This is a genomic window from Acidaminococcus sp., assembly GCF_057597765.1.
This window is the reverse complement of record NZ_DBMBXK010000022.1, coordinates 1-10,023: the sequence shown is the minus strand read 5'-3', so window position 1 is coordinate 10,023 and position 10,023 is coordinate 1. Positions and strand designations below refer to the sequence as shown.

The following is a 10,023-nucleotide window of genomic DNA, read 5'->3' as shown; positions in this document are numbered from 1 at the left end:
GTCTGAACTGAGAAGAGCCGCTATCCGGCAGCAAAATATGGCGGCAGCATAGTGTTTTGAATACCTAAAGGAAATTTACACACAAATATGGACTTGACTCAAAAATACCATCTCCCAATGGCTTAGTATAGGGCTCTCGAAGTGCAAATCCTTTATCTTCAAGAATTTCCATCATTTGAACCATTTTGGTTCGCATTTTTGTGTTGAGGCTTAACAAAAAATCTTCAACAGGTTTTTGACCGTTTTCCGTTTCGTAGAAAATCACTTCAAATTCCATTTGTACCTCCTGATACCATAATATGAGTTATATCTCATTATGTCAAGAAAAATAATAAAAATTCCAATAGATTTAAGAAAACAGATGGATTGGAAACCTATGTGAAAGGAGCAGTTTTATGAATTTTCTCTCCAAACTCTTCAAATCCAGGGACAAGCCCAAAAACAGTCTTCTGGGAGGAGGGCACTGGTTCTTTTTCGGAGGTTCTTCTTCCGGTAAGGCGGTGAACGAGCGGTCTGCCATGCAGATGACGGCGGTATACGCCTGCGTAAGGGTCCTATCGGAATCCATTGCCGGCTTGCCCCTCCATCTCTTTCGGTACAACAGGGAGGGAAATGGGAAGATGCGGGATTTCAATCATCCCCTGGCCGGGCTTCTTCATGATGCCCCGAATCCGGAGATGACCAGCTTCGTCTTCCGGGAAACCCTTATGACCCACCTTCTGCTGTGGGGGAATGCCTTTGCCCAGATCATCCGGAACGGGAGAGGGCAGGTGGTAGCCTTGTATCCCCTGATGCCGGACCGGATGGAAGTGTGCCGGGACGGGAATGGGGAAATCTACTACCTCTATACCAAAGCCACCGATGAAAATCCGAAAATCAAAGAATACGGCACCGTCCGGCTCCGGAAGGAGAACGTGATGCACATTCCCGGCCTTGGGTTTGACGGCTTGGTGGGCTATTCTCCCATTGCCATGGCCAAGAACGCCATCGGCATGGCCATTGCCTGTGAGGAGTTCGGGGCCAAGTTCTTCGCCAACGGAGCGTCTCCCAGCGGGGTCCTGGAACATCCGGGGACCATCAAGGATCCCCAGCGGGTCCGGGAAGCCTGGCAGTCCCAGTTCGGGGGAAGTTCCAACGCCGGCAAAGTAGCCGTTCTGGAAGAAGGGATGAAGTACTCTCCCATCGGAATTTCCCCGGATCAGGCCCAGTTCCTGGAAACCCGGAAGTTCCAGATCGATGAGATTGCCCGGATCTTCCGGGTGCCCCCTCATATGATCGGAGACCTGGAAAAATCCACCTTTTCCAACATCGAGCAGCAGTCCCTGGAATTTGTGAAATATACCCTGGGGCCCTGGGTGTCCCGATGGGAACAGGCTATGAGTCAATCCCTCCTGACCCCGGAAGAACGGACCCGGTATGAAATCCACTTCAACGTGGATGGTCTGCTCCGGGGCGACTACGAAAGCCGGATGAACGGCTATGCCGTAGGACGGCAGAACGGGTGGCTGTCCGCCAACGATATCCGGGAGCTGGAGAACATGAACCGGATCCCGGAAGAAGAGGGCGGGGACCTGTACCTGATTAACGGGAACATGACGAAACTAAAGGATGCCGGGCTGTTTGCAGGAACCGGCAGCAAGGAGGAAACCCATGAAACGTAAATTTTGGAACTGGGTGAAAAACGAAGGCGACGAAACCCGCACCCTGTACCTTTCCGGAGAAATCTCCGATGAAACCTGGTTCGGGGATGAAGTGACCCCGAGACTCTTTAAAGATGAATTGATGACCGGCAGCGGGGACATTACCCTCTGGATCAATTCCCCGGGGGGCGATGTGTTTGCGGCGGCCCAGATCTACAACATGCTGATGGACTATCCGGGACAGGTGACCGTAAAGATCGATGGGCTGGCAGCCTCTGCAGCCAGCGTCATTGCCATGGCTGGGAGCCAGGTGGAAATGTCCCCTGTAGCCATGATGATGATCCACAACCCCATTACCGTAGCCATTGGGGACAGTAAGGAAATGCAGAAGGCCATCGACATGCTGGCCGAAGTAAAAGAAAGTATCGTGAACGCCTATGAAATCAAGACAGGCTTGTCCCGGAACAAGATTTCCAGGCTGATGGATGCAGAGTCCTGGTTCAACGCCAAGAAGGCCGTGGAACTAGGCTTTGCCGACTCCATCCTCTATACCGATGAAGGTCCAGAGAAAAATCTGGACGTAGATGCCATGCTGTTCAGCCGGGCGGCAGTCACCAATTCCCTGCTGACCAAGCTGTCTGTTAAGAAAACAAAAGAACCCGTACCCAACAAGGTCCCCGCGGACAAACTCATGAAGCGGCTGGGCCTTCTTGTGCATTAAGGAGGAATTTCCATGAATCAGATCCTGAAACTGAGAGAAGAACGCGCCAACACCTGGGAAATGGCCAAAGCTTTCCTGGAATCCCACCGGGATAAGGACGGCATGGTCTCTGCAGAAGACAGCGCCGTCTATGACCGGATGGAAGAAAAAGTGGTGGCCCTGGGCAAAGAAATCGAACGGCTGGAGCGCCAGCGGAACATCGACGATGAAATGAATAAGACTATTGATACGGCACTCAAGGTCAATCCCGGTGCCGGAAACCTGAAACCGGACACCAAAGTGGGACGGGCCAGCGATGCCTACACCAAAGCCTTCTGGCAGGCCTTCCGGGGGAAGGGCAACATCCAGGAAATCAAAGACACCCTGACCATCGGTTCTGATCCCGAAGGCGGGTACCTGGTCCCGGATGAATACGAACACACCCTGGTGGCGGCCCTCCAGGAAGAAAACTTCTTCCGCAGCCTGGCCCATACCATCCGCACGTCTTCCGGGGACCACACGATCCCTGTTGTAGCCAGCCATGGGGAAGCGGCCTGGATGGAAGAAGGCAGTGCCTATCCGGAAAGCGATGACACCTTCAGCCAGGTGAACTTGGGAGCGCACAAACTGGGGACCGCCATCCGGGTGTCCGAAGAACTGATGAACGACAGTGTCTTTGACCTGGAAAGCTACATTACCCAGGAATTTGCCCGACGCATCGGGACCAAGGAAGAAGAAGCCTTCCTGGTGGGCGATGGGAAGCATAAGCCTCTGGGGGTGTTCCAGGGTGCGGAAGTGGGAGTAACGGCAGCGAAAACTGCTATTACCTTTGATGACATGATGGACCTGTACCACAGCCTCCGGACTCCTTATCGGAGAAATGCTTCCTGGATCTTGAACGATTCTACCGTGAAGGCCATCCGGAAGCTGAAGGACAACAACGGGAACTATATCTGGCAGCCTTCCGTCCAGGTGGGCCAGCCGGACCGGATCCTTAGCCTGCCTTACCGCACATCTTCCTTTGTGCCGGAACTGGCAGCCGGGAACAAGGTCATTGCCCTGGGGGACTATTCCTACTACTGGATCGCCGACCGTCAGGGCCGTAAGTTCAAGCGGCTTAGCGAACTTTATGCGGCTAATGGTCAGATCGGATTCCTGGCCAGTGAACGGGTGGATGGCCGCCTGATCCTGCCGGAAACCGTGAAGGTTCTGGAAATCCAGGCAGGCTGATCGGTGGATAAAAGGGGGTGATGGGATTGGTGACACTGGAAGAAGCCAAAGCCTATCTAAGGGTAGACAGAAGTGAAGAAGATGAGCTGATCACCCGTCTCATCGCTTCCGCCGAAAGGCTCTGTCTAGATACCCTCCGCAAGGAAGAACCGGAAGAGACGGCGGCCTTTAAAATGGCCGTCCTTTTTTCCGTAGCCTACCTCTACGAGCACAGGGAAGATGCGGATTATCACAATCTGCTTCTTACCCTGCGCTCCCTTTTGTTTGGGGAAAGAAAGGAAGCCTTCTAATGAAAATCGGGAAGATGGATAAACGGATTACCCTTCTTAGGCCTATTCCTTCCGAAGACGGGTACGGGGGCTTTCATACGGACTATGAAGAAGAAGGGAAAATCTGGGCCCAGGTGATCCAGACAAACTATGCCGAACAGGAAGCCCAGGGGACTCCCATGAATCGGGAGCAATTGCGTCTCAAAATCCGGCCCCGAAAGGACATCAGGAGAGGCTGGCGGTTCAAGCTTTCGGGGGAAATCTATGAAATCGAGACCGTGGACAATACTTACCGGGACAGTACCACGCTGATCGTCCATCGGTATGAACAGGGGGTGTAGCCATGGCCGTATTTACGGTAAAAGTTCCAGAAGGGGAACTGAGTAAGGCCATCCGGCAGATTTCTGCCTGGGATGGGAAGACAAGACTTCGGGTGGAAGCAGTCCTGAAAAACGGGACGAACGCGGTAGCCCGGGAAGCCCGGCAGCGGGTACCGGTGCGGTCGGGGAAACTGAAGAAATCCATCAAGACCCGGTTTTCCATGGTGAAGCTGGAAGGCCAGGTGTACAGCAATGTGCCCTATGCCCATTTGGTGGAATTCGGCAGTAGGGCCCATACGGTAAGGCCCAAGAAGAAAAAGGCCCTCCGGTTCTTTAAGGGAGGCCCTGTGTTTACGAAACGGTCCCGGATTCCGGCCCAGGCAGGGAAGCCCTTCTTCAAGCATTCCTACGACTATGTGGAACCCCAGCTGCTCCGTGATGTGAAGAAAGCGGTACAGGAGCCATGAAGAGATTACCCAATAACGCAGTGCATAAGGCCCTGGTGGCCTTTCTCAGGAACCATACGGGACTGGCCGTCTATGACTATGTGCCCCAGGAAGCGGTGCTGCCGTTCATTACCCTGGGGACCATGACGGTCCAGGACAAGTCCACCAAGACCGATGACATGACCCACCTTTCGGCTCATATCCACATTTACAGCAACTATAAGGGCCGGTATGAAATCAACAACCTGGCGGAGAAATTGATCAACCTGTTCGGAATGGAGCAGCTTGATCTTTCTCCAGAAGAGTTCTACGTAAATGCCCAGGGGGTGGATTTCTATGAAACCTACCCGGAGGATGAGACCGGCTACAGCGGGGTGATCACCCTGGAAGTCCTCATCCAGAACATCCATAAGGAGGAATAATATGGCAACGACAACGTTTCCCAGCCGGAGTGAAGCCTCCAACACGGCCACTGCTGGCAAGGACTATCTGATCTATTTAAATGCAGGAGAATCCGACACCAATCCCACCTGGCTGCTCTTAGGGGGCCAGCGGAGCGGTGACTTGACGAGACAGGCGGACGAAATCGACGCCAGCAGCAAAACGTCCAGTGGGTGGAAATCCACCATTCCCGGCCTGCGGAATTGGTCCCTGGACCTGGAATCCGTGTATCTGGCAGGCGACAAGGGAGCAAAATTCCTGGAAGCCTCTTTCTTTGCAGGAAAGCAGGTCCACATTAAATTTGAGTACCCGGACAAAAGTTATGTGACTGGCTGGGGTTCTGTGACGGAATGCAGTCTGTCCACTCCTCATGATGATGTGGCCACTCTCTCTGGGACCATTTCTGGTGATGGCCCTTTAAGTGAACTGAAGAGTGCGGACGGTACGGTTGTCCCCAACGGCAAATAGGAGGAATAGGAAACCATGAAGAAAATCGAATTTGAAGTCTTTGGTCCTGGCCAGTACCTGTATTTTGACATCGGCCGACTGATCCAGGTAGAGAACCTGACAGGCAAAAGTGCTGGGGACATTATCCGGAACCAAGAACTAAACTTGGGAATCCTGACGGCTCTTCTGTCCATCGGTCTCCGGCAGCACGGCATCAAAAATCCCCAGTGGTACGCCAACAAGATGCAGGAACTCATTGACGAAGGTCACGAGATGGAAGAATTTGTCCAGCCGGTGGTGAAGGCCATTGCCGGGTCCGGCATCTTGGGGAAAGAAGTGTATTATGCCATCTTCCCAGAAGAAGAACCGGCAGGCAAGAGTAAAACGAAACCAAAAAACTGACGGCGGGACAACAGGAAGTCCCGTCTTTCAATGAATGGCTGCGGTGGGCGGAAGAAGTGGCCTATGGATGGCTGCATCTTCTGCCGGTCCAGTTCTATGCCCTGACTCCCATGGAACTGGACCGGATGGCCGAGTGCCGGGCCAGGGCAGACGAACGGAAGAAATGGGAGACCGCCTATTGGGTGGCCTGCCTTATGAGCGTCCATACCCGGAAACCGGTGCGGACGGAGAAGCTGATGAAACCCTTCCTGCCGAAAAAGACAAGCAGTGAAATAGCAGCCGAGCGGAATGCCTTCTTCGAGGAATTCAGACGGAAAGGAGATGAGGGACATGGCGACCATCGCTGACCTTCTGGTAAAGATCGGGGCGGATACCTCCGACCTCCGGAAAGAACTGAATGCCACCAAACGGCAGATCAAGTCCGCCTTTGGGAGCGAGGCTTTGGACGTGTCCAAGAAATCCCTGGCCGTCTTAGGAGGCATCGGGGCCGGTCTGGCTGCCCTGGGAGTGGCATCTGTGAAAGCCGGGGCCAGTCTCCAGAGCACCAAGACCGCCTTCACCAATATGCTGGGGAGCGCGGAAAAAGCCCAGGACTTTCTGGGGAAGATGCAGGACTTTGCAGCCAAGACCCCCTTCGAGTTCAGCCAGGTGTCTCAGGCAGCCCAGAAGTTCATTGCTTTTGGGTTCTCTGCAGAGCAGGTTATACCGACCCTTACGGCAGTTGGGGATGCAGCTGCCGGCGTAGGCCTGGGGGCGGAAGGCATCAACCGGATCACCCTGGCTCTGGGGCAAATGGCCGCCAAATCCAAGGTCCAGGCCGGTGAAATGATGCAGCTGACGGAAACCGGGATCCCGGCCTGGAAAATGCTGGCAGACCAGATCGGGGTTTCCGTGCCGGAAGCCATGAGCATGGTGTCCAAAGGGGCCATTGACGCGGCAACCGGGATCACAGCGCTGGTCAGCGGCATGGAGCAGAGTTTCGGCGGCATGATGGACCAGCAAAGCCAGACCATCAGCGGCACCTGGTCCACCCTCATGGACGGGCTGGAACAGTCCGCGGCCCAGGTAGGACTCCAGATTGCAGAAGCTCTGAATCTGACGGGGCTCTTCCAGTCCCTGGGGGATATACTGACCAACTTTGCCGCAACGGTTCAATCCTCTGGATTAACAGAAGCCTTGCTTACGGCCATCCCTCCGGAATTCCAGGCCGGCATTATTTTGATTGTTTCCACCTTGACCGGCCTTGCCATTCCGGCCATCAGCCTTTTCGTGACCAAAGTGACCCTGATGGCTGCCCCCTTCATTGCGGCAGTTACGGCAGCGGCTCCTTTCATTGCGGTGGCGGCTGCTGTTGCTACGGCCCTCTATGCCATCGTAAAAAGCGGGATGACCGTGGAAGATGTGCTGGGAACCATGGGCATCAAGATGGAAACGGTTACAAGGGCTGTGGATGCCGTCCGGACCATGATGAGTGCGGCGGCCCAGGCAATCATCGCCAATCTCCAAGCTCTGGAACCTGTGTTCACCCTGGTGGCGGCGGTGATGGGGGCTGCCTTCTATGCGGCTCTGCAGGTGATCGGCGGTGTGGTCAATGGGGTGCTGAATTTCATCAGCGTCCTTAGTGAATGCGTCACTTGGATTTTAAATGCCTTCACCTATCTGGTGGAAGGCATCGGGGCCTGCATCGATGAAGTGGGAAGCATCCTGTCGGATATGGCAGGCAGCATCCTTCCCTCCTGGGCTTCCAGCGGTCTATCTACCATTGCCAATTTTGTCAGCGAAGCCATCAGCTGGCTCTCTAGCCTGATCCAGAAGATCCTGGAAACCAACAATGCCCTGGGATCCATGGGCGGGGAAAACGGTGGAGGCGGTGGTGGCAGTGGCGGCAGTGCTCCTGCCAAACGGGAATTCAAGCTGCCGGACTTCAGCAACCTCCGGGGCGGGGGTACGGACATTCCGGCTCCTTCTGGAGGAGGTGGCGGAGGCGGCGGTGGCGGAGGGGGCGGAAGCTCCGGAGGTACGGACCAGCTGGCTAGTGCTGCGGCCCAGACCAGCAAGAGCATCGAAGAAGAATGGTTCCGGACCTTCCAGACCAAAAGCGCCCTGGTGGACCGGTGGTATAAAGAAGAAACGGATGAACTGGAAAAATCCAGGTCTGCCAACGAGAACTACGAACGGGATAAGACCCGTCTGGCAGAACTGTATGCCCAGAAGCGGCTGGATGCCCTTTCTGAAGAACAGTCCAAAGCCAGAGAACTGATGAACAAAGCTCGGGATCTGTCCTTTGATGCGGTGACGGCGAAACTCACTCTCTACGGTTCCAAACAGGAACAGGAAGTCATGAAGATGCAGTCCGACATGGAAAAAGCGGTAGCTTCCATTGATGACAAGTACGCCAAGCTGTCCCAGGACTTCATTAGCCTTATCAGTGCACAGAAGGCTGTGTTTTTAAATGCCCTGAAGGAAAAGGGCATCGCCTATGAACAGACCAGTGCCAACGAGATCGCCTTTGACAAACAGGCCAACCTGGAAAAAGCGGCGGCCTACAAAAGCTACATGGATGAACGAAATGCCTACTTTGCTCAGGGAAAAGACATCCAGGCGGCTCTGGATGAAGCCTATAACCAGAACTCCCTGGCTTTGCTGCAGGAGACTCTCACAGCAGAAATGGCCCTTCGGCAAAGCAACATCGATGCGGAAAAGTCCCTGATGGACACCTACCAGGAAGCCTATATGAACGCCCACATGGGAACTCTGGAACTCATTGCGGACATGGCTTCTACCACCTTAAGCGGTCTGGAGACAGCCTTTACCGACATCCTGACCGGAGCCAAGAACGCCAAGGACGCATTCCTGGATTTGGGGAAAGCCATGCTGAAGACCATCGCCAGCTACTTTTCCCAGATGCTTTCCGGGATGCTGGTGACGGCTCTTTTCGGGGATAAGCTGAATGCCGCCAGTGCAGCCAAGACCGTAGCTCAAGGTACGGCAGCTGCCGGGGCTCTGGCTCCTGCAGCCTGGCTAAAGCTGGTCATCGACCCGTCTGCAGGTCCTATCGCCACGGGCCTTCTGACAGGGGGCACGTCTGCGGCAGTAGGCATCGGCATGGCGGCGGCAGCCACCAATACGGCTGTGGGAGCGGCACAGGGAGCTGGAAAGACCCCTCATTATGCCAAAGGCGGGTATTTCACAAGACCTCTGGTTGGCGTCCTGGGGGATGCAGGGGACGAAGTGGCCCTGCCCCTGAACCGGGCGGTGTTCGACAGCATTGCCGAAGGGATCGTGAATTCTTCCGAAGCGAATGATAACCGGGAAGTGGCCACCACCTTTAACAACTACGGGGACATCAACAACGCCGCGGATTTGGATGATCTGATGGATGGGTTTACCGATGCTGTGTTGGCGGGACTGAGAGGGGCGTAAAGCCGGTTACAATCCTTACTATCAGGAGAACCGAAAACAGTTGCGTATGAAAAATATTTGGGGTAAACTCAAGGTGATTAGCAAATATTAGGAGGGAGGATAGAAAAATGATAGAACTTTTATTGGAAAAAATGACAAACAGCATTGCAATTTATAAATACTCTACCATTGGAGAAAGCTATAATTCCTATGGGCGTATTTCAATTAATACAAACGCTGGAGATGTTCAAATACTGGAGAAAGATGGCACTGGCTATGAGTCATCTTTACGGCATGCTGTTTCAACAGTACTATCATTTTACAAGAAAAATTACTATCCTCAACGTAAAGAAGTTGCATGGTATTAATATGATTCAGCAAAGCAGCAAGATGGAGAGCGTAGCTAAAAGATTTGAAAAGTTCTTTTTTTATATAAAAAAATGGAGTGCACAAAAAGTGAAATGGCTTGATGAAATGATTGCTTTATATGATAAAACGAAACACGTAAAATGCCCGGTGTGTGGAAAAGAAACACTTGACTATGGTTTCATACTAGTCGATAAAGAGGAAAATCTTGGATGGGCTGCTATTTGGTGTAATAATTGCCATAAAGGAAAAATCGTTAGTCGTTGTAAGCCTATGGAAAACTCTAAGTTCATAACCGATATACCGCATAATATTGATTATTGTTAAAACAAAAGGCTCTGTCACAACAAATGGTTGATT

General features: G+C 53.2%; 13 protein-coding genes. 12 read left to right on the top strand and 1 reads right to left on the bottom strand.

What is annotated here, in order from left to right:
• Window positions 1-64: 64 nt before the first annotated feature.
• Window positions 65-277, bottom strand: coding sequence for a type II toxin-antitoxin system RelE/ParE family toxin (locus ACZOF8_RS10195; protein ID WP_487426913.1), 213 nt, complete (start codon window positions 275-277; stop codon window positions 65-67).
• 118 nt (window positions 278-395) lie between these two features.
• Here ACZOF8_RS10195 and ACZOF8_RS10190 point away from each other — a divergent pair, with 118 nt between their 5' ends.
• The 12 genes from ACZOF8_RS10190 (at window position 396) to ACZOF8_RS10135 (ending at window position 9,990) form a co-directional block, all read left to right on the top strand.
• Complete coding sequence (locus ACZOF8_RS10190; protein ID WP_320597174.1) at window positions 396-1,661, top strand: phage portal protein; 1,266 nt, start codon at window positions 396-398, stop codon at window positions 1,659-1,661.
• The gene (locus tag ACZOF8_RS10185) at window positions 1,651-2,361 is read left to right on the top strand and encodes a head maturation protease, ClpP-related (protein WP_487426911.1); all 711 of its coding nucleotides are present in this window, start codon (window positions 1,651-1,653) and stop codon (window positions 2,359-2,361) included. Before ACZOF8_RS10190 ends, ACZOF8_RS10185 begins: the two co-directional genes overlap by 11 nt.
• Window positions 2,362-2,373: 12 nt before the next feature.
• On the top strand, window positions 2,374-3,570 hold the full coding sequence (locus tag ACZOF8_RS10180) for a phage major capsid protein (RefSeq protein ID WP_487426910.1): 1,197 nt from the start codon (window positions 2,374-2,376) through the stop codon (window positions 3,568-3,570).
• Between the two features lie 20 nt (window positions 3,571-3,590).
• Window positions 3,591-3,860: a head-tail connector protein gene (locus ACZOF8_RS10175; RefSeq protein ID WP_487426909.1), complete on the top strand. Its 270-nt coding sequence runs from the start codon at window positions 3,591-3,593 to the stop codon at window positions 3,858-3,860.
• On the top strand, window positions 3,860-4,180 hold the full coding sequence (locus ACZOF8_RS10170; protein WP_416182020.1) for a phage head closure protein: 321 nt from the start codon (window positions 3,860-3,862) through the stop codon (window positions 4,178-4,180). Before ACZOF8_RS10175 ends, ACZOF8_RS10170 begins: the two co-directional genes overlap by 1 nt.
• 2 nt (window positions 4,181-4,182) lie before the next feature.
• Window positions 4,183-4,626, top strand: coding sequence for an HK97-gp10 family putative phage morphogenesis protein (locus ACZOF8_RS10165; RefSeq protein WP_487426908.1), 444 nt, complete (start codon window positions 4,183-4,185; stop codon window positions 4,624-4,626).
• Complete coding sequence (locus ACZOF8_RS10160) at window positions 4,623-5,027, top strand: DUF3168 domain-containing protein (RefSeq protein WP_106788032.1); 405 nt, start codon at window positions 4,623-4,625, stop codon at window positions 5,025-5,027. The genes ACZOF8_RS10165 and ACZOF8_RS10160 overlap by 4 nt, the downstream gene beginning before the upstream one ends.
• A 1-nt stretch (window position 5,028) precedes the next feature.
• The gene (locus tag ACZOF8_RS10155) at window positions 5,029-5,514 is read left to right on the top strand and encodes a phage tail tube protein (RefSeq protein ID WP_106788031.1); all 486 of its coding nucleotides are present in this window, start codon (window positions 5,029-5,031) and stop codon (window positions 5,512-5,514) included.
• Between the two features lie 15 nt (window positions 5,515-5,529).
• On the top strand, window positions 5,530-5,895 hold the full coding sequence (locus tag ACZOF8_RS10150; RefSeq protein WP_106788030.1) for a hypothetical protein: 366 nt from the start codon (window positions 5,530-5,532) through the stop codon (window positions 5,893-5,895).
• Between the two features lie 56 nt (window positions 5,896-5,951).
• Window positions 5,952-6,242 (top strand): hypothetical protein, encoded by a 291-nt coding sequence (locus tag ACZOF8_RS10145; protein ID WP_487426906.1) that lies wholly within the window; start codon window positions 5,952-5,954, stop codon window positions 6,240-6,242.
• Complete coding sequence (locus ACZOF8_RS10140) at window positions 6,226-9,318, top strand: tape measure protein (protein ID WP_487426905.1); 3,093 nt, start codon at window positions 6,226-6,228, stop codon at window positions 9,316-9,318. The genes ACZOF8_RS10145 and ACZOF8_RS10140 overlap by 17 nt, the downstream gene beginning before the upstream one ends.
• Before the next feature lie 189 nt (window positions 9,319-9,507).
• Complete coding sequence (locus ACZOF8_RS10135; RefSeq protein WP_487426904.1) at window positions 9,508-9,990, top strand: hypothetical protein; 483 nt, start codon at window positions 9,508-9,510, stop codon at window positions 9,988-9,990.
• The last annotated feature ends 33 nt before the right edge of the window (window positions 9,991-10,023 follow it).

What these genes read in the sequence shown, in the direction of transcription:
- ACZOF8_RS10190 (WP_320597174.1), top strand. Translation starts at nt 396, where the DNA reads ATGAATTTTCTCTCCAAACTCTTCAAATCCAGGGACAAGCCCAAAAAC.
- ACZOF8_RS10185 (WP_487426911.1), top strand. Translation starts at nt 1,651, where the DNA reads ATGAAACGTAAATTTTGGAACTGGGTGAAAAACGAAGGCGACGAAACC.
- ACZOF8_RS10195 (WP_487426913.1), bottom strand. Translation starts at nt 277, where the DNA reads ATGGAATTTGAAGTGATTTTCTACGAAACGGAAAACGGTCAAAAACCT.
- ACZOF8_RS10180 (WP_487426910.1), top strand. Translation starts at nt 2,374, where the DNA reads ATGAATCAGATCCTGAAACTGAGAGAAGAACGCGCCAACACCTGGGAA.
- ACZOF8_RS10170 (WP_416182020.1), top strand. Translation starts at nt 3,860, where the DNA reads ATGAAAATCGGGAAGATGGATAAACGGATTACCCTTCTTAGGCCTATT.
- ACZOF8_RS10160 (WP_106788032.1), top strand. Translation starts at nt 4,623, where the DNA reads ATGAAGAGATTACCCAATAACGCAGTGCATAAGGCCCTGGTGGCCTTT.
- ACZOF8_RS10140 (WP_487426905.1), top strand. Translation starts at nt 6,226, where the DNA reads ATGGCGACCATCGCTGACCTTCTGGTAAAGATCGGGGCGGATACCTCC.
- ACZOF8_RS10175 (WP_487426909.1), top strand. Translation starts at nt 3,591, where the DNA reads ATGGGATTGGTGACACTGGAAGAAGCCAAAGCCTATCTAAGGGTAGAC.
- ACZOF8_RS10135 (WP_487426904.1), top strand. Translation starts at nt 9,508, where the DNA reads ATGGGCGTATTTCAATTAATACAAACGCTGGAGATGTTCAAATACTGG.
- ACZOF8_RS10165 (WP_487426908.1), top strand. Translation starts at nt 4,183, where the DNA reads ATGGCCGTATTTACGGTAAAAGTTCCAGAAGGGGAACTGAGTAAGGCC.
- ACZOF8_RS10150 (WP_106788030.1), top strand. Translation starts at nt 5,530, where the DNA reads ATGAAGAAAATCGAATTTGAAGTCTTTGGTCCTGGCCAGTACCTGTAT.
- ACZOF8_RS10155 (WP_106788031.1), top strand. Translation starts at nt 5,029, where the DNA reads ATGGCAACGACAACGTTTCCCAGCCGGAGTGAAGCCTCCAACACGGCC.